The 19,488-nt window shown below is 36.8% G+C and carries 14 protein-coding genes; 3 read left to right on the top strand and 11 right to left on the bottom strand.

Annotation, left to right across the window (positions count from 1 at the left end; translation table 11 throughout):
* Window positions 1-110 precede the first annotated feature (110 nt).
* The 4 genes from AC0VYC_RS16540 to AC0VYC_RS16555 all read right to left on the bottom strand — a co-directional run bounded on the left by AC0VYC_RS16540 (window position 111) and on the right by AC0VYC_RS16555 (window position 5,712).
* Window positions 111-1,601: an N-acetylmuramoyl-L-alanine amidase gene (locus AC0VYC_RS16540; RefSeq protein ID WP_058213542.1), complete on the bottom strand. Its 1,491-nt coding sequence runs from the start codon at window positions 1,599-1,601 to the stop codon at window positions 111-113.
* 140 nt (window positions 1,602-1,741) lie between these two features.
* Window positions 1,742-3,232: an N-acetylmuramoyl-L-alanine amidase gene (locus tag AC0VYC_RS16545; RefSeq protein WP_024719256.1), complete on the bottom strand. Its 1,491-nt coding sequence runs from the start codon at window positions 3,230-3,232 to the stop codon at window positions 1,742-1,744.
* A 22-nt stretch (window positions 3,233-3,254) separates the two neighbouring features.
* Window positions 3,255-5,363 (bottom strand): SpoIID/LytB domain-containing protein, encoded by a 2,109-nt coding sequence (locus AC0VYC_RS16550; protein ID WP_335350563.1) that lies wholly within the window; start codon window positions 5,361-5,363, stop codon window positions 3,255-3,257.
* Window positions 5,364-5,388: 25 nt separating this feature from the next.
* A complete protein-coding gene (locus AC0VYC_RS16555) occupies window positions 5,389-5,712 on the bottom strand; it encodes a hypothetical protein (RefSeq protein ID WP_024719258.1) in 324 nt (107 codons plus the stop codon).
* Between the two features lie 182 nt (window positions 5,713-5,894).
* Here AC0VYC_RS16555 and tagU point away from each other — a divergent pair, with 182 nt between their 5' ends.
* On the top strand, window positions 5,895-6,818 hold the full coding sequence (gene tagU, locus AC0VYC_RS16560; RefSeq protein ID WP_116306309.1) for a polyisoprenyl-teichoic acid--peptidoglycan teichoic acid transferase TagU: 924 nt from the start codon (window positions 5,895-5,897) through the stop codon (window positions 6,816-6,818).
* A 55-nt stretch (window positions 6,819-6,873) separates the two neighbouring features.
* On the opposite strand, the gene AC0VYC_RS16565 is transcribed toward tagU, so the two are convergent.
* From AC0VYC_RS16565 to wecB, 5 genes are all read right to left on the bottom strand, one after another.
* Complete coding sequence (locus tag AC0VYC_RS16565; protein ID WP_335350823.1) at window positions 6,874-8,697, bottom strand: CDP-glycerol glycerophosphotransferase family protein; 1,824 nt, start codon at window positions 8,695-8,697, stop codon at window positions 6,874-6,876.
* Entirely contained in the window at window positions 8,687-9,850 is a 1,164-nt protein-coding gene (locus AC0VYC_RS16570) for a CDP-glycerol glycerophosphotransferase family protein (protein WP_475388863.1), read from the bottom strand. Before AC0VYC_RS16570 ends, AC0VYC_RS16565 begins: the two co-directional genes overlap by 11 nt.
* Before the next feature lie 4 nt (window positions 9,851-9,854).
* Window positions 9,855-10,880 (bottom strand): ribitol-5-phosphate dehydrogenase, encoded by a 1,026-nt coding sequence (locus AC0VYC_RS16575; protein ID WP_138279071.1) that lies wholly within the window; start codon window positions 10,878-10,880, stop codon window positions 9,855-9,857.
* Window positions 10,873-11,589 carry an IspD/TarI family cytidylyltransferase gene (locus tag AC0VYC_RS16580; protein ID WP_135009623.1) on the bottom strand — a complete coding sequence of 239 codons (717 nt, stop codon included), beginning with the start codon at window positions 11,587-11,589 and terminating at the stop codon, window positions 10,873-10,875. The genes AC0VYC_RS16575 and AC0VYC_RS16580 overlap by 8 nt, the downstream gene beginning before the upstream one ends.
* Window positions 11,590-11,786: 197 nt before the next feature.
* Window positions 11,787-12,920: a non-hydrolyzing UDP-N-acetylglucosamine 2-epimerase gene (gene wecB / locus AC0VYC_RS16585; protein WP_335350821.1), complete on the bottom strand. Its 1,134-nt coding sequence runs from the start codon at window positions 12,918-12,920 to the stop codon at window positions 11,787-11,789.
* 269 nt (window positions 12,921-13,189) lie between these two features.
* Here wecB and galU point away from each other — a divergent pair, with 269 nt between their 5' ends.
* Complete coding sequence (gene galU / locus AC0VYC_RS16590; protein ID WP_008343198.1) at window positions 13,190-14,071, top strand: UTP--glucose-1-phosphate uridylyltransferase GalU; 882 nt, start codon at window positions 13,190-13,192, stop codon at window positions 14,069-14,071.
* Window positions 14,072-14,097: 26 nt separating this feature from the next.
* On the opposite strand, the gene tagH is transcribed toward galU, so the two are convergent.
* Together tagH and AC0VYC_RS16600 are read right to left on the bottom strand one after the other, a co-directional pair.
* Window positions 14,098-15,702 (bottom strand): teichoic acids export ABC transporter ATP-binding subunit TagH, encoded by a 1,605-nt coding sequence (gene tagH / locus AC0VYC_RS16595; RefSeq protein ID WP_475388866.1) that lies wholly within the window; start codon window positions 15,700-15,702, stop codon window positions 14,098-14,100.
* A 19-nt stretch (window positions 15,703-15,721) separates the two neighbouring features.
* Window positions 15,722-16,549: an ABC transporter permease gene (locus AC0VYC_RS16600; protein ID WP_335350819.1), complete on the bottom strand. Its 828-nt coding sequence runs from the start codon at window positions 16,547-16,549 to the stop codon at window positions 15,722-15,724.
* Between the two features lie 292 nt (window positions 16,550-16,841).
* Between AC0VYC_RS16600 and AC0VYC_RS16605 the strand changes: the two genes are divergently transcribed.
* The gene (locus AC0VYC_RS16605) at window positions 16,842-19,457 is read left to right on the top strand and encodes a bifunctional glycosyltransferase/CDP-glycerol:glycerophosphate glycerophosphotransferase (protein WP_135009620.1); all 2,616 of its coding nucleotides are present in this window, start codon (window positions 16,842-16,844) and stop codon (window positions 19,455-19,457) included.
* Window positions 19,458-19,488 lie beyond the last annotated feature (31 nt).

Below are 19,488 nucleotides of genomic sequence, written 5' to 3' on the forward strand. Positions count from 1 at the left end.
TCATTGGAAGGCAAATACGTAAAAAATCCACCCTCTATGTTTCGATTATAACAAAAATAACCTGAAATGAAATGTATTTTTAACTTGACATATCATTCATTCGATCTATTTTATTCAAAATATTGAGATACACCTGCTGCGATTCCTGAAGCCAGCCGCTCCTTGGCAGTCGTTGATTTTAATATACTGGCATCAATCGGACTGGTTACGAACCCCGTTTCAAGCAAGATGCTGGGCATTTTTGAATACTTGATCACGTAGAATCCTGCTGTCTTCACACCGCGATCTCTTGTGCCAAGGGCTTTCACCATCTGGGGCTGTACCTTTTGTGCCAGCTTTAAACTATTGGCCGAAGCATACGTCGCATCATAATACGTTTCTGTTCCATTTGCACCGCTATTATCATTTGCATTGGCATGGATGCTGATGAACACATCCGCACCAGCCTGTGATCCTTTGCTTACACGTGTTTGCAAGGAATCAAATGTATCAGATGTTCTAGACATGACCGTCAGCGCACCCGCTTGTTTGAGCCTTGCTTGCAGTTTTAACGCGACATCCAGATTAACATTTTTTTCAAACAGCCCATTTCCTACCGCTCCAGCATCCTGTGCACCATGACCTGGATCAATAAAGATGGTTTCACCTAACACATGATTTTTCAGCTGTGTGATCACACTGGTTCGTATGGTTGATGTTCCGCCCAACACTGTAAATGTTGAAATCTTTTTAGTCCCAATGACACGACGAATCGCATCTGGCACTGATTGAGCGTCTGTAAGAAGAAGGGTTTGCCCTTGCTTGGCTGCCGTACTTGCCGCAGCTGCCGCATCGGCATATGCATAGCCGTTACTCATATACGTTTGGGTTGTCTTCATCGGGTATGTTTTCGCAATTCGGGCTGCCACTTCATACCGATTGGCTCCGCTGATTCTCACGGGTGATGGCAGCTTTTGATAGGCCGCTTGATTGACACTTGTTTCCCCGCCAATCACAATCGTCCGTTTCACCGCTTTGCTTTTTAATAGATTGGCTGTTTCCTGCCGCAGCCCTTTTGCATCGGTTAATAAAATAGGAAAGCCCTGTTTTGCAGCATATGGAGCAATCGCCACAGCATCTGCATAAGCAGAACCATTCACAATCACAGCTGTATCAGCACTCTTCATTTGTTTAGCAACGTTTGCCGCCAATTCATATCGATTCTTTCCTTGTATTCGCGATACGGAAAGATTCATTGCTTTTAGCTGCGCTACGACTTTTTGAGAAATGCTTGCGGTTCCGCCAAGAATGATAACACGCTTCGTTTTCAACTGCTGAAGACCTGATTTAGTTGCACCAGAAAGACTACTAGTATTCGTTAACAGCACTGGGGCTCCTTGCTGAAAGGCATACGGCACAGCACTTAGCGCATCAGCATAAGCTTCACCGCCTACTAAAACAACTGTAGGTGCTGTCGACCAGCCTCGTTTTGCAGCGTTAACTGCCACCTCATATCGATTACTTCCCTCAATCTTCGATACATTGTGCTGCGCAAATGCTGATGGTGCATATAAACATAGTGAAACCACAATTAAAACAAAACATTTGATATAAGAACGCATGAAGTCAACCTCCTTGGTTTTGAACCCTTCATCATGGAACCCAGGAAACACTTCATGTACTTTTGAAAAAAGGCTGCCGAGAGTCGTTTCTCGAGCAGCCTAAGAGGTGTATCTTCGGCACCCCTCATCTGTATGTTTTCTTATCTAAAATAGCCTGAAACACCGCTTGAAATACCTGACGCCAATCGATCTTTATAAGTAGCGGATTTCAAAATATTTGAATCAACTGGACTGGAAACAAAACCAGTTTCTAAGAGAACGCTTGGCATCTTAGAATATTTAATGACGTAGAAGGCAGCTGTCTTCACGCCACGGTCTCTTGTGCCTAATGCACTGACCATTTTAGGCTGAATATTTTGCGCGAGCTTCAAGCTGTTTGTTGCCGCATATGTTTTGTCATAATACGTTTCAGTTCCATTTGCACTGCTGTTATCATTTGAGTTCGCATGGACACTGATGAAGATATCTGCATTTGCTGACGCACCTTTGCTCACCCGTGTTTGAAGACTATCGAATGTGTCTGATGTTCTTGACATCGTCACAAGTGCACCTGCGTTGTTTAACTTTGTATTTAGACGTTTGGCTACATCTAAGTTTAAGTTCTTCTCATATAATCCGTAGCCTACCGCTCCTGAATCATGAGCGCCATGACCTGGGTCAATGAATACTTTTTTGCCAACGACAGGGTTTTTCAATTGATTCACAACAGTTGGTGTCACTGTATTTGTACTACCAACGACGGTAAATTTGGTGATTTTTTTGCTGCTAATCGTCGCTCTTGTTACCTTTGGCAGCGTCTTTTCATTCGTTAGGAGCAATGCTTTGTTTTGCTTTGCTGCAATTCCTGCCGCAGAAGATGAAGTGGCATAGCCAAACCCTCTTCCTACATAGGTATTGTTTGTGCTCATATTGTATTTTTTCACAATATTCGCAGCCACGTCATAACGAGTAGAGCCTTTGATTCGCGTTGGAGATTTTAATTGATTATAAGCTGCTTTTGTGACGTAATTCTCTCCGCCTACGACAATGGTTTGTTTCACATTGCTTGCTTTTGCAACAGAAGCGATTTCAGAACGAAGGCCCTTTTTATCTGTATATAGAATTGGGAACCCTTTTTGTGCCGCTACAGGTGCAATGGCAATTCCATGTGCATAGAATGACCCTTCAACCACAACGACGCCAGCTGGCGTTTTCATTTTTTTCGCGATATTTGCCGATAGCTCATATCGGTTTTTTCCTGAAATACGTTGTGTAGAGATGCCCATTTTCTTTACTTGATTGACCACGTTGTTTGACACACTTGATGTGCTGCCTAAAACAATAACTGTCTTCGTTTTTAAAGCCGTTAAGGCTTTTTTTGTATCTCCAGAAAGGCTTGTACTATTTGTGTAAAGAACTGGTCCATTTTTTTGATGTGCCAGTGGAATTCCTGCTGTTGCATCTGCATATGCAGTTTTCCCCACTAAAACAACTGTACTTGCTGTTCCCCATCCTTTTTTCGCTACGTTTGCTGCTACAGCATACCGGCTCCCACCATCAATTCGGGAGACCGAGTTATCTGCTGAAGCTGTTGGAACAATAACGAAAATGGCGATGAGGCTGAGGATGGCTGTTTTGATCATTGAGCGCATCTTCTAAGTCCTCCTTTTATTCTTAATAGTTTGTTAGTTTTGTACCTGGATAGTAGAACGAAAGTATGGAAGAATACGAGTTTCCAGATTCAGCTCTAGCTTTGGCGCCGTATTGACTCATACCAATACCGTGACCATAGCCTTTTCCTGAAATCGTGAAATCATTTGTATTATTCTTTACTGACGCAAACGTACTTTTCACCTTTGTTGCGCCCATGACTGTTCTAAACTCTGTCATTTTCATACTTGCCGTTGTACTTTTGTTCACTGTATACGTACCTGTTTTGTTTTTCAGATGGTAATTCAGCTTGATTGAAACGGTCTTCGCACGCTGACCTTTTGTTTTTCCTGAGAATGTCAGGCTTGAAATAGATGCAATTCTCATGTCAGATGCAGCTGTTTCTTTATTTTTCAACAGCCATGATTTTAGACCAGCAAGGTCGGCAGCATTGGCTTCTTTTGCCTTAGACCACTCAGAAGCTGCTTTACTTGCAGTCAACGTAGTGCCTAATTGCTTTTTAGACAACTTCAGTGTCCACGCATTGACAGGATCTTTTGTGTCCTGCTTGGCGACTAAGTATGGCAGTGCATTCCCCCATACTTCTTCACTCGCCTCAGTGTATCCGCCATTACTAGAATAATAGGTGGCTGAAATAAGTTGATTGTTGTATTTTAGAACCTTGCCTTTTGTGGCATCAACAGCTTTTGTTGAATTTGTGTACCAGTTATATCCTCCATATACTTGGAAGGCTGTTGTATCAGGTACGACTTTTCCAATACTTTTCACTGAATACGTTCTAGCGGCAACTGCTTGTGCTTTTAATGCCTCAACATGCCAGCTTGCAGGCATTTCGTTTGGCACAACACCTTTTAGATAGTCTTCAAATGGAATATTTTCATTAGTCGGCCTGATATATCCTGATTCAATAGCAAAGTTGATGTTCCCTAAGTAAGGCTTCCCTGCGATTTGAAGGACATTTTTAGTTGAATATTTCTCAGGAACAACTCTTACTGTGTTATATGTCTTAATACCTTTTAATGAAATTTTTCCGTTAGAAATATTCAATTGGTAGTTTTGATTTTTTTTCAGATAGACTTGTTTGGCTAAAGAATTTTTTAAGCTATCTGTAATCGCACTTGTGCTACCAGCAAGATGGTAAGCATATGTACCTTTTTCTTTCAGCAATGCTTTTAATGACGCTGTGACAGAATCCGGCTTCACATACACAACGGTACTGTTAGATTTTGCAGCCAATTGCGACAAAGGCATTGCATAAATATAGCTAGAGGCTTTTGCCAAGTACACTTTATCTGCATTAATGTTTAATTTTTTAATGATATTCACAGATAATTCGTAGCGATTGGCACCGCTGATTCGTGTCACCTGTGAGGTTTTCTTGATTTGATTTTCTACTTTTTGTCCCGTACTTTTTGTACTGCCGATGATAATGACTTTACTTGGCATTTTATATGACGGAATGGAATCTTTTTTTGTTAATAGGATTGGGTATCCTTTTCTCGATGCATAGGATGCAATTGCAATCCCATTCATGAATGAGTTCCCGCCGACAACAATTGCTTGCTTATAATTACCCATCTCTTTGGCGATTTTTTGGGAAATTTCAAATTTGTCTTTCCCACTAATGCGTCTCACTTTTCCATACTTTTTGATTGATTTCTCAGCAGCTGTTGAAATACTTTTTGTATTCCCGACAATTAAGATGTTATCAGGATTCATTTTTTTTAACTGATTTTCGGTTGTCTTCGTTAGCTTTTCAATGTTCGTGTACAAAATTGGTGCGCCTAATTTGTATGCTAACGGCGATACAGAAATGGCATGATCAAATGCATCTCGGCTCACAATCACAACAGTTGAAGGATTTTTCCAGCCTGCAGAAGCGATACTATTGGCTACTTCGTAACGATTTTTGCCGTCATATCTTTTCGTCACAGCGACATTTGATCCTGACAGCTTGTATTCCCCAGTTGTTGAAATATCCATGCTTGTTTTGTTTCCTATATAATTAGACAATTTCACTGAAATTGTCGAGCTGGCCATGGCAGACTGAAAAGGTGCAATTAGTAGTGTCATTGTCATGAGAACGATAAGTGTAATGCCTGTTTTCTTCAATTTTGTTCATCCCGCCCATCTTTTTTTACTTCTGTTTTTCAATCTTCTGAATTTCTTTTTGACCATTGTCATTGATAAAGTAAGAGATTTCTACTTTGTCACCTGGTTTAAATTCATTTAATACATCTTTAAAATTATCCGTAAATTCATAGCTTAAGGTCGTATTCACTTTTTTTACTTCGACTGTATGTGCATCAGCCATTCCAATAAATTCAGCTTTTTCTTCCAGGACCTGAGGAGTTGAACTGCTTGTCTTGTTTTCTCCTGAGGATTGCTCAGCCGTTCCACATGCTGTGAGCACGATACCTAGTAGTAGTATTAAGAACGGTAAAACGACGATTTTTTTCATTTTTTTCACCTCATGTCTTTGTATCGTCTTATAACTTAATATTTTAAGGTAAATTTAAGGTTTTTTGAAACCTTTTTTTTGTTACAACGTCTATATCTAGGTTCAGAGTAAAAAAATAACTTGTTTATCAAGATTCGTAAACCTATAATCATGGAAGAATGATAGAAAAGGTGAGGGACATTATGAGAGCTGAGAGAAAAAGAAAGAAAAAGAAGGTTCTTTGGATTGTTTTATCGATTATTGGCTTATTCGTATTAGCCACTGGCGGATACGCGTATCATCTTTGGAATACAGCCGCATCAACTGTCGCAGGCATTCAAGAGAACTTAAAGAAGTCAGATAAGCGTGACAAAGATGTCGATTTAAGTAAAAAAGACCCGATCTCCATTTTAGTCATGGGTGTCGATGAAAGAAAGAATGACCGAGGCCGTGCAGATACATTAATATACATGACTGTGAATCCGAAAACGAAAACAACTGAGATGGTGAGTATCCCCCGTGATACGTATACAAAAATTGTCGGAAAAGGCACAATGGATAAAATCAACCACTCCTACGCTTTCGGCGGTACACAAATGGCGGCAGATACAGTAGAGGAACTGCTTGATGTACCTGTGGATTACTTTGTGAAAGTAAATATGGAAAGTTTTAAAGACATTGTCGATACACTTGGCGGCATTACGGTGAACAGTACGTTTGCTTTCAGCTATGATGGCCATTCATTTGGTACAGGAGAGATTAACCTGAACGGTGATCAAGCCCTTGCCTATACAAGAATGAGAAAGCAAGATCCTAAAGGTGACTTCGGCCGTCAGCAAAGACAGCGACAAGTCATTGAAGGCATCATTGCAAAAGGGGCTAACATTTCATCTATTACGAAATTCGGTGATATGTTTAAAGTCGTTGAAAATAACATGAAAACGAATATGTCCTTTGACGACATGTGGACGATGATGAATGATTATCGTGATGCAAGACAAAATGTGAAACAGCACGAGCTGAAAGGTACAGGCGCACGAATCAATAATATTTATTACTATCAGCTTGATGACAGCAGTTTAGCGAAAGTCAAGAAGGAATTGAAGGATAGTTTGGAAGCTTCGTAAATAAAAAACACCTTTCTATAAGAAAGGTGTTTTTTCATTATAAAAGAGGTTATCCTTATTTTTCATCGCCTTCTTTTTGTTCTAAGAAGATCGCATCCACTACTCTTTTACTCGATTGACCATCCAATTCATCGAAGAAATACTGTACAAATGAATCTAACTTTTCGAATTCATACTGATTGTTCTTAACAATTGAAACGAGTTCACGACAAGTTCTAGCTAGTGGGCCTGGGATAAATGAGAAGTACTCATAATAAAAATCACGTGTTCGAATATACTCGTCCACATCATAACTAAAAAAGATCATTGGCTTTTGTAGCAAAGCAAATTCAAAACAAACAGATGAATAGTCAGTTATCAGAACGTCTGCAATTAACAACAGTTCATTGATCTCTCTAAAATCTGAAAAATCATAGAAAAATTCACTATATTGATATGGAATATTAATTTGATTTTTAACAAACGGATGAATTTTAAACAAGAAAATATATTCGTTATTCAGCTCTTGATAAAGCTGATCATAATTTAATACTTCGAACGGATAATGAGCAGACTGCTGGCCATTTCCTCTAAAAGTCGGGGCAAATAAAATCACCTTTTTCCCTTTTAGAAAAGGATATTCTTCATATAAACTTGATCTAACTTCAGCTTTTTTCGCTTCATCGAAAAAGAAGTCTGTTCTAGGAATTCCTGTGGCAATGACATTTTCAATATCCACACCAAATCCCTCTGCATAATGCTTACGGATATGATCAGAACTGACAATGACCTTCGTATAGTTCCTATGATTTTTAGATGTCGGCGATGGGCCTCCTGGTAAACCTATACGGCTATAACCAAATGTCTTAAATGCCCCCACAGCATGCCATAATTGAACAAGATCAGCATTTTTTCGGATCTTTAATGGATAGATGATTGGATAAAAATCATCTATTAAAATTTGTCGGCTTGTAGCAAAATGATAGGCCATTTGCACATATTCTGCGATACTTTTTTTCGAATTAATACTCTCTTTTAAGAAAAACTGAAAATCAAACGTTTCGTCTCTATTAAGAAGCTCTTGATAGACAAATTCAAAGTTTCCTGATAAATCAGTACGACTGTCTGATGCGAAAGTGATTTTATTCTGTTTTACTGGCAGGATACAAAATAGTTGATATAAGATTTGAAACATAACACGCTTCATTTTACGAATTATACGATTTTCATTTTTCATAGTCGTCTCTATTAACCCTTGGTCAATTTCTTGGAGTTTGTGTGATGATACATAAGCTGTTTTTTCCTCTTCATCGTATGTAACAATGAAATTATATTTCAATCTTTTCTTTCCTGAAAAATGTTCCATTTTGGTTGCATAGATATCCTGCTTCAGGAATTGATTTATATTTCCTAACGTATGAGTCTCATGGTATTTTATATTTTGTTCATCTAGTACTTCTAACTCTAAATATAAATGAAAATTCCCGTGCGGTAACGGCTTGCCTCCATTTACCTTTGAAAAGTTAATTTCTTGATAAAAACCAGCCCATTCGTACTCTTCAGAAAACCCCAGCTGCTGTCTTTCTGATTCGTCCAAACGTTGATTTTTCAGAGGAATGGATTGTACGACATCCCCTTTTTGAACGATTAACAACTTTCTTCTTACAGTGTCTTCTCTCAGCAAGGGAATACCTTCAATATACATATACCCCTCAATTGTTAAGAATGATTCATACCAGTTAAATTTTGTTATCACTCTTATAGGTATATTCTTATTGGTGATGACATCTTCTGCTTTATCGAATAGTGAGAATAACTTTTCTTCACTTATTTCATCTACATGATTAAGGTTTTTTTGAACACTCCTTTTCCTGAATAGTGTCCCTAGTTTAAATTTCAAAAACTCTCTCTCCTTCATTCAGTAAGCTTAGTATAAGTGAAACAACACGTTCTGTAGAATGTCCATCACAACGATTCATGAACCGCTTTGAAAATGAACGAAAGTCTGTTTGTGTTTTATCCAAACTTACATTTTTCAAATCCTCTATTAAAGGCTCCATTTTCGTTCTAATAGGTCCTGGTGCAAACTCATGGAATGGATAATAAAAGTCTCTCTCTTGCACATAGTTCTCTAGATTGGGACAATAGAAAAACATTGGCTTATTTAATAGACTATATTCAAATATAACTGATGAGTAATCTGTCACCAACACATCAGAAACAATCATCAACTCATATAAAGTAAACTTCTCAGATATATCTGCTTCTCCAAATGAACTTTTTCGCATATAAGGGTGCACATTAATGAGCAGTTCATAATGCTGTGGATCTAAATGTCTAAAAAGAGTTTCCTGATTCAAAAGAAGTTGCTCCCCATGCTGCTTATTAACTCCTCCTCTATAAGTTGGAGCATATAGCACTTTCACTTTATTCTTCAATTCTGGGTATTCCTCATGAAACCTCTTTTTCAATTCATGAATATGCTCTTCTGAATAAAAAAAGTCTGTTCTTGGCACTCCTGTCGCTAATATTTTTTGCTTAGGCATATTAAACGCTTCAGAAAACGGACCAATTGCTTCTTCTGAACTCACTATTGCAACATCATAATTTGAATGAACAGGCACAACTTTTAAATAAGCTGAAGAAGGTCCTCCCTGCTTATCCTTAATACTGTGACCAAATTTTTTAAAAGCACCACATGCATGCCAAATTTGAACAACCTTTGTTTCCGACCGCTTTTTAATTAAATAAAGAGGATAATAGTAATCATCTAATAAGAGCACCTTGCAAGTAGCAATATGATACAACGTTCTCAATAAATAAATAATATAGAGAAACTTACCTATCAACCCACTCTCCGACTTTCTGAATAATAGAACAATTCTTAAATGGGGCTGTTTTAACAATTCATTATATACGTTCTTGAAATTTTCATTTATTTCATTATCTCTATAGGAAGCAATCACAATTTTTTGCGGACTTACCGGAATTAATTTAGAAAAGACTGTGTAGACTATTTGAAAAAAAACTTTCACAATTTTTGTCATATACATTGTGTTAGATTTCCCATTTCATGATTGTTTTCCCCCATGAAGAAGTCAAATCTTCTTCAAATGCCTTTCCAATGTCCTCTATGCTTCTCACAGTATGGACTGCTCCAATTAATGTCTCCAAATAATCTACAATCTCAGGAAATTCATTTAGTAGATTAACAGTATTAATAAAGTCTTTGCTGCCACTTCTACTGCTTCCAATGAAAATAATCCCTTTTTCGAGAATCATTCTTGTTGCTACCTTCACAGGGTATTCTGACACACCTAATAAAGCCACAGATGCCTCTGGCTGAGTATAATCAATGATTTGTTCTATTGCACTTTCACTGCCACGTCCACCGACGCATTCAAATGCATGATCGACTCGAAGGTCTTTTGGTATGTCATTAATTTGATAAACTTCATCGACAAAAGAGAAATGTTCTAATTTATATTGGTTCTTTCCAAAAACGTATACTTTACAAGAAGGATAACGTTTTTTGAGTATTAAGGAGGTGATAAATCCGAGATTCCCATCCCCCCAAACACCAAATGTATCTCGTTTTTGGTGAGCCACTCTTTCAAACCTACTCATTGCATGAACAGCAATTGTAATTAATTCAATAAAAGCAGCTACATGAAGGTTCATTTGCTCTGGAAGGGCAACAAGGCGATCCGGATTCATGAACATATAATCTTGCATGAACCCATCATATCCACTTGACCTGAAATAGCTTGAGCGCAGGTAGTTCTCCGCAATAAATTCATTTTCTTCATTTGGAATATTTGGGACCATCACCACATGTGTCCCTACTTTAAACGTTCCTGTAGGATCATACATCACTTTCCCTACACCCTCATGAATAAGCGCCATAGGAAGCTTTTTATCCATTGCTTCCTTACCTCTAGTACCTGTAAAGTAACGCTGATCAGCCGCACATATTGACAAGTGGGTTGGTCTAACAACGACTTGACCAGAAGTAAATTCCTTATCCTTATAAGTCACTTCAAATTGTCTAGCAGAAACCAATCGATATGTTTGATTAATCATTTTTTATGTTCTCCTGTAAAATAGCATTCGCAACTTTTAGGTCGTATGGTGTCGTTACTTTTATATTAAATACCTCGCCTCGGACTAAATTCACTTTTTGTCCTGCTAAAATACAAATTTTACACGCATCTGACAACACCTTTTTCTGTTCTTCTGTTAGTTCGCCATAAAGTCTTTTTAAGAGAGAGATCTTAAAACTTTGAGGTGTTTGGCCTTGATACATGTTGTCACGTACAGGAATATCAGTAATATTTGCTCCATCTTCTGATGTCACAATTGTATCTATAGCAGGGATAACAGTATCGACAGCATCATGTTCTAAAACGGCATTAATATTTTCTTCAATAATTCTATGAGTTAAAAAAGGTCTTACTGAATCATGTGTAACAATGACATCATCATCATTTAGCCCATATTCTTTTTCAATAAAACGAACTCCACTCATGATCGATTCATTCCGATCTGTTCCGCCCTCAATTACTACTAATCTATCATCAGCATGTATGTATTTTTCTAGTATATTCTTCGTATGGTTGATCCATTCTTTAGGAGTTACAATGATAATCTTCTCAAAACGATCATTTAATAGAAATTTTTCAACAGTGTGAATAATGATAGGGCGATTATTTAACGGTAAGAACTGTTTTGGCATATTAACATTACCCATTCTAGAACCTTTCCCACCAGCTAATATTTCTGCATAAATCATACTTAATACCCCTCTCAATCATATCAAATAAAAAATGGCAATATTTCAACACGAATAGATTGTAAAATATATTACAAAAAAACCATTCATATCTTAATATATGCCATTATAATACCACATTTTTATATTTTTTTAATTATTGATTTAGAATTTGTAACATGTATCGACAAATTTTTCTAACATATGAATGGTCATTTTCAAAATGACTGCGGCCTGACATCCGTTAATCCATAGTGATAAAGAAGCATTTCAACAATTCGTTTCGATGCTTGTCCATCACCATATGGGTTAGAAGCCTTCGACATGTTATCATACTCTTGCTTGTCTTCTAACAGCTCTTTTGCCATCTGATAAATGGTTTCTTCATCGGTTCCTGCAAGCTTAAGCGTACCAGCTTTCACGCCTTCAGGACGTTCTGTTGTATCACGCAGCACTAATACTGGCTTTCCTAAAGAGGGAGCTTCCTCCTGCACACCGCCTGAATCCGTTAAAATAAAGTGTGAGGCAGCAGCAAAGTTATGGAAATCAACTACTTCAAGCGGCTCAATTAAGTGCACACGATCAAGATCACTGAATTCAGTCTGTGCCGCATCACGAACAGCAGGATTTAGATGGACAGGGTATACGACTTGAACATCTTCAAATTCTTCGACAACACGGCGAATCGCTCTAAACATGTTCTTCATCGGCTGACCAAGATTTTCTCTGCGATGAGCCGTTAATAAGATCATTTTATCTGTGCCTATTTTCTCTAAAATAGGGTGTTGATACTGCTCTGTAACCGTTGTTTGCAATGCATCAATTGCTGTATTTCCTGTTACAAAGATGGTCTCTTCTTTTTTATTTTCAACTAAAAGATTCTGCTTTGCCTCATGTGTCGGCGCAAAATGAATATCGGCTATATTTCCTGTCATTTGACGGTTCAATTCTTCTGGAAACGGTGAGTATTTATTATGTGTTCTTAACCCCGCTTCAACATGACCTACTGAAATTTGGTGATAAAACGCAGCCAAACTTCCTGCAAAGGTTGTCGTTGTGTCTCCATGAACAAGCACAATATCAGGTTTTTCCTCTTTGAATAATTGATCTAATTTCAACAGTGCATTCGATGTGATTTCAGATAATGTCTGGCGTTCTTTCATAATATTCAAATCGTGATCGGGCTTAATATCAAAAGCTTTCAGCACTTGATCAAGCATTTGTCGATGTTGAGCCGTCACAGTAACTGAAGATTTAATTTGTGGATGTTTTTTTAGCTCAAGGACAAGGGGTGCCATTTTAATCGCTTCAGGCCTCGTCCCGAATACAGTCATTACATGTAATGTTCTCAATAGTCGATGCCTCTTTTCTTCTCAATTATTGTATGTTGTTCATTATACAAAAGAATAAGAACGAATCCTAATCATTCTATTCTTAATCTTTACATCACCTTTACTCTTTTCAACATGAATATTTACACAAGTTCTTTACAATTGGTTTTAAATCTTTCTCGTAAATCATTTGTCATTTCTATCATTTGTAAGTTACACTTTATGAAAGATGAAAAATGAAGGTCATGTCACATCATTTTTTTCTATATGTAAGGAAGGTGCAAAGTTCATTGAAAAAAGTACGTAAAGCCATTATACCAGCTGCAGGTCTCGGGACACGTTTCCTCCCTGCCACAAAGGCTATGCCTAAAGAAATGCTACCAATCGTTGATAAACCAACCATTCAATATATTATTGAAGAAGCTGTTGAGTCAGGAATTGAAGACATTATTATTGTCACTGGAAAAGGGAAAAGAGCCATTGAGGATCATTTTGATTTTGCGCCAGAGCTGGAGCGCAACCTTGAAGAAAAAGGAAAAAGTGAACTTTTAGAAAAAGTGAGAAAATCCTCTAATATTGCTGATATTCATTACATCCGCCAAAAGGAACCTAAAGGACTCGGACATGCCGTTTGGTGTGCACGCAACTTTATCGGTGATGAACCCTTTGCTGTTTTATTAGGTGATGATATTGTCCAAGCCGAAACACCTGGACTTCGCCAGCTGATGGATGAATATGAAAAAACCCTTTCATCTGTAATTGGTGTTCAGCAGGTAGCGGACAGCGATACGCATCGCTACGGGATTATTGATCCTCTTACCCAAGAAGGCCGCCGCTACCAAGTGAAAAACTTTGTTGAAAAGCCACCGCAAGGAACCGCACCATCCAATTTAGCCATTTTAGGGCGCTACATTTTCACGCCAGAGATCTTTATGTACCTTGATCAACAAGAAATTGGTGCAGGCGGAGAAATTCAGCTGACAGATGCCATCCAAAAGCTCAATGACATCCAGCGTGTATTTGCCTATGATTTTGAAGGAAAACGATATGATGTCGGAGAGAAGCAAGGGTTCATCGAAACGACGCTAGAGTTTGCCCTACAAGATGAAGAGCTAAAGAAAAAACTCATTCCATTTATGAAACAGCTACTTGAAAAAGAAGAAGTGAATTAAAAAAAGCTGCCGGCATCGGCAGCTTTTTATTTGCTCGCTGAAACAGTCAGCGTATGCTGTTCATTATCGATAACAAATAGATGATTTTCGCCTTTTACTGCGAACTTCGTTTGTTTCTCATTCATCCAGACATTCTGTGCTGTCAGTCCAAGTGTTGAAGGAGAGATAGGCATGATTCCGCGGAACACCACCGTATTCGCCTGACCATTTTGAATCACATAATCGGTTTTCTCAGTGGTCAGGCGCTCAATAATATCGCCTTGCTCACTTTTGATCGAGCTAAGTGTTTGCATTCTTTGCTTCAGCACAGACTCTTCTTTTCCAAGGAAAGAAAGTAAGTACTCATACGAACCCGCAGATGCGGGTGATACGTAGGAATTGAACTGTGCTGGTCCGATGGATAATGGTTTCAATTCATCTGCGTTTTGTAGCGCATCAGGTTGCACATAATATGTCTCTGATGCTATTTTGATTTGAACGGCTTTTTTATTTTTAGCCACAGCCTTTACTTCTTGTCCAAACGATAATGTGATGTCTGCCTTTTTTTTCATGGCCCTGTCTGTATAAACCGTCATTGGATCTTCCTTAACTATGGCCTGTTGATCAATCTTTTTCATATCATCAGAGGCACCTTTCGTCTCATGGTTCGTTGACTGGGGCGCCTCTGTTTTACCTGAGGGAATTGCACCAAATGTCGCCAGTGTACGCAGCGGACGATCCGAAAACATAGAAAGGGCAAGTAAGATGGTTAAAACAGCTATTATGGTGACTTGAAACGCCGGTCCGAAAAGGGAACGTCGTTTTCCAGTGTCATTATACCTCGTGACCTTCTCTGTCGTTTGTAGGCCTTTTCGACCTTCCTTCTGTTCTGATTGATATTTTTGTTTCTCTTTCTTGGAAAGCTTGTTAAACCAATCAACAAACTCCTTATACTCTTTCACAACCTTTTTCGTATCATCAAACATACGAAGTTCACCATAATGCATCCAGGCAACACGATCACAGATTTTTTGGATTTGACTAATGGAGTGACTGACAAAAAAGATCGTCTTTCCTTGTTCTTTGAATTCGGTGATACGATCCACACATTTTTGATAGAAGGTTTGGTCTCCTACAGACAATGCCTCATCAATAATAAGGATATCTGGATCTATATGTGCTGAAATAGCAAAACCAAGACGGGATTTCATTCCACTTGAATAGCTCTTTACAGGCTGATCTATAAAGTCTCCAATATCCGCAAACTCTACGATTTTTTCATAAAGATCATCAATTTCCTTATTTGTCAGGCCCATCATTAAGCATTTTAAACGAATGTTGTCTTTACCGCTCAACTGATTGTTCAGCCCTGCCGCAATAGCAATTAACGAAGGCTGACCGTCCATATCAATCTCACCACTTGTCGGTGGAATGATTTTCGCTAAGAGGTTCGACATCGTGGATTTTCCAGACCCGTTGATCCCTACAAAACCAATCGTTTCTCCCTCATAGACATCAAAAGACACATCACGAACGGCAAAGAAGCCTTTTTCATTTTTATTAGGTAAAAACAGCCCTTTGATCTTGTCCGACTGTTTTTTATATAAGACGTATTGCTTGGATACGTTTCGAAACGAAACCTTTAGTTTCATCGTATAATCTCCTTACTTTTTAAAGAAAATCGACAAATTTATCCCTAAATTTCATATGCAGCAATGAACCGACTGTTAAAAGAAGCAGCGTAATCAGCCAGAAATAAAGTGTATATTTGATATCATGGAAGAACCATTCTCCCTTTAACAAACTATTTCTGAAACCATCAATAATGTAGAAAAGAGGATTCAGTCTTAAAATATCTCCTATCCATGCTTTGTCTCCAGTGAGCTTCTCTGAGATATTCCAAAAAATTGGTAGCAAAAAGAAAAGTAAACGTGTCACTGATTGTAAAAGAAATTGATAGTCTCTTACGAGTACACTAATTGTTGAGTTAAACAAACTAAACGAAAACATAAATGCGATCATACATATAAGGTAGTAAATATATTGTAGCCAATGCGCGTCAGGATATATGCCATAAGAAATAAGCACAATGAGATAGACACCCATCATGACAAAATAGCTGAATAAGTTGGACATAATGACCACAGACGGTAGCGCACTAATCGGAAAATTCATCTTCGATACCATATTAATGCGTTTAAACACACTGTTTGATCCATCAAGGATCGTCGGACTAATGAAGAACCACGGTATTAATCCAGCAAGCATCCAGATGATAAATGGAATCTCCATGCCTCCAATGACAATTGGCTGTCCTCCACGAATGCCTAAACCAAAAACAAACCAGTAAGCCAGCATTTGAATCAATGGATTTAAAAACTGCCATAAAACACCTAAATAATTCATCTGATATTTTGATTTTGTTTCATAAACAGCAAGTCGCATAATCAGCGGAAATGAACTGATTTGCTCCTTCAATATCGTCAACATTGCGTTCATTCTAATCTTCCTTAGATATAAGTTTTTGGAATTACTTTTTTTAAAAGCACCGCTCATAATTGTAACAGAAGTTGATGAAGATTTCACTGATTAACAAACCCTTGAAACGTTTTTTCCTAAATGTATAAGTAATAAAGTTACTTGATTTAAATCCTACAATACTAATGATCTGTTCATTTATTCTAATTTGTTGTAATCTATTTATAGGATATTCATCACTTTTAAGATAATATCTACTCAAAATTCAATAAAATTGATTTGTCCATTTATTAATTCAAAAGTGAGGAAGAAAATGAACTTTAACTACGATATGACTATTATTATTCCTTTGTTTAATTCAGAGGATTATGTAGAAGATACCATTAAATCAATTATGAAACAGACACATGATTTCACAAAAATACAAGTCATTTTTGTGGATGATGGTTCAACTGACGGCAGTTTTGAAATTTGCAGCGAATATGTTAAACAATACAAGAACATGGAAATTTATTCACAAGAAAACCTTGGCGTTTCAGCAGCTAGAAACTTTGGATTAAAACAAGCAACAGGCAAATATATTCTTTTCTTAGATTCAGACGATTTAATTGGACGTAATACAATTCATGAATTATTTAACTACTTTAATCAAGTTGAAGGTGAAGTTTCCATTGTTGCATACCCTCTCTATTCTTTAGTCAACGGAAAAGTAAAAGATCATCCTAGGACCAAGAACTATTCAACAACTGGCGTTTATGATGTATCTGTTTATCCAAATATAAATCAAACAACAATCAACGTTTGTGTGAAGAATTTACCCGCTAATGAACGTATTTATTTTGACACAGATCTCGCGTATGCTGAAGATGCAACTTTTAATACAGCCTACATCATGAGAACAGGAAGAATTGGAATTTGTTCAAACGGAAAATATATATACCGAACTCACCAATCTTCAACAGTAATGAAGTATAGAAGTCCCGTACACTCATACAATATGCTTCTCTTGTACTTTGAAAAAATGATGGATTCATACTCTTATCATAATAATGTTCATCCTTATGTCCAAAGTATGATTTTATACGAATTGAATTGGAGATTTAAGTCAAAATCTTTAATACCATTTCATCTCGATCAAGATGAATTTTCAAGTTGGAAAAAACGCATGTTTAATATCATAGAAAAACTTGAGGATAAAATCATTTTAAATCACGATTTTATTGATATATATCATAAAGCATCTTTACTAAGTTTGAAACAACCTAAACCTACGATAAAATACGATTCACAAGGTATCTATATTTATCGCAATAATGAACTGCTGTTTAAACAGCAACGAATTGAAATAGTCATGACCCAATTTACTATTAAAGGTAATCAATTATTAGTAGCTGGTTTTATTAAAAGTCCACTTAATGAGTTCTTAGATTTAAATTTACAGATTGATGTTAACGGACAATCTTTTGCACCTAGACTCTCTTTGTCTAATCATAGCTATTACAAAACAAGAATGAAAACAAATAACTTTTATAGATTTAGTTGGAAAAAGGAACTTGATGAGCAAACATTACATTTAAAGTTCAATATCAATTATAAAAACTACGATTATCCCGTTTCTTTCTATTTTATCAATGACGTTGTATTTCAGAGCTTTATGAAACATAAGGCATTCAAAAATGGCTATGGTTTAAAATTTTTACCTAAACAACAAAAAATCATTGTCGAAAAAGATACTAAAGGTGAGGCAGATTCATATACAAAAGAATTTGATAAAATAGTCAGAAAGCATGACAAAAAGCTATTTTTAGCTAGAAAGCTAATAAACAAAAAAAGAAAAGACATCTGGCTATATAATGATAGAAAGAACATTATAGATAATGGATATTATCAGTTTAAACATGATTTCCACAAAAAAGACGGTGTAAAAAGATATTATATTTACGATGGTGATAGCATTGATCTAGAAAACATGTTTAATCAAGAAGAAAGGAAACATGTGATTAAATTCAGGTCTCGACAGCATAAATATCTATTTCTAAATGCTACTAAGATTTTGACCTCATTTAGGACTGTACAAGAATATAGTGCATTTTCTGAAAAAAGAATGAAATTTATTAATGACCGTTTAGACTTTGAGTTAATTTACTTACAGCATGGGATCCTACATGCGCACACGCCTTGGATATACTCTAGTGAAAAGAATAAAATAGATAAATTTGTAGTCTCCAGTAATTTCGAAAAACAGAATTTAATTGAGAATTACAACTACAGACCAGAAAACATAATTGAAACTGGAATGGCACGCTTTGATTTTGTCAAAAGTCACACACCTACCAGCAATAAAATTATTTTTGCACCTTCTTGGAGAGTCTCACTAGTTAATTCCTCTAAAGGTGGAGAGTGGGCTATAAAAGAAGAAGCTTTTAAAAATTCTTCTTATTATAACGAGATAAACCATTTGATTTCTTCAAAAGAATTTACTGATTTACTTGAAAAAGAGGATTTATATTTTGAATTAAAGTTACATCCTATTTTTAATTCTGTTATAAATGAATTCAAAGCAGATCATCCAAGAATTAATTTTGTTACCAAAGATATAAATCTTAGTGATTATAAATTATTCATTACTGACTTCTCATCATTTGTATTTGATTTTGCATTTTTGAATAGAGCCGTTTTGTTCTTTATACCCGATTATGCAGAGTTTATTTGTGGAAACCACTTATATAACAAATTAGATATGGATCTAAAAGACAGCTTCGGTAAGCTTGTTACAAATAGCTCTTCAGTTATTAAAGAAATCTCTAACATAGTGAAAAACGATTTCCAAATGGAAGATGCTCACAAAGAAAGAATGAATGATTTCTTCTACCAACATAAAAGCTATCGCGAAGCCTTATACCAAAAATTAACAAATGAAGAAAATTAAAAAAGCTGTCGAGCTATAGGATTGATCCTAT

The organism is Bacillus sp. iso_77, from assembly GCF_056173625.1.

Excerpts from the sequence above, each read along its gene's own strand:
- AC0VYC_RS16540 (WP_058213542.1), bottom strand. The coding sequence starts at position 1,601 with ATGCGTTCTTATATCAAATGTTTTGTTTTAATTGTGGTTTCACTATGT.
- AC0VYC_RS16545 (WP_024719256.1), bottom strand. The coding sequence starts at position 3,232 with ATGCGCTCAATGATCAAAACAGCCATCCTCAGCCTCATCGCCATTTTC.
- AC0VYC_RS16555 (WP_024719258.1), bottom strand. The coding sequence starts at position 5,712 with ATGAAAAAAATCGTCGTTTTACCGTTCTTAATACTACTACTAGGTATC.
- tagU (WP_116306309.1), top strand. The coding sequence starts at position 5,895 with ATGAGAGCTGAGAGAAAAAGAAAGAAAAAGAAGGTTCTTTGGATTGTT.
- AC0VYC_RS16570 (WP_475388863.1), bottom strand. The coding sequence starts at position 9,850 with ATGTATATGACAAAAATTGTGAAAGTTTTTTTTCAAATAGTCTACACA.
- AC0VYC_RS16575 (WP_138279071.1), bottom strand. The coding sequence starts at position 10,880 with ATGATTAATCAAACATATCGATTGGTTTCTGCTAGACAATTTGAAGTG.
- AC0VYC_RS16580 (WP_135009623.1), bottom strand. The coding sequence starts at position 11,589 with ATGATTTATGCAGAAATATTAGCTGGTGGGAAAGGTTCTAGAATGGGT.
- tagH (WP_475388866.1), bottom strand. The coding sequence starts at position 15,702 with ATGAAACTAAAGGTTTCGTTTCGAAACGTATCCAAGCAATACGTCTTA.
- AC0VYC_RS16600 (WP_335350819.1), bottom strand. The coding sequence starts at position 16,549 with ATGAACGCAATGTTGACGATATTGAAGGAGCAAATCAGTTCATTTCCG.
- AC0VYC_RS16605 (WP_135009620.1), top strand. The coding sequence starts at position 16,842 with ATGAACTTTAACTACGATATGACTATTATTATTCCTTTGTTTAATTCA.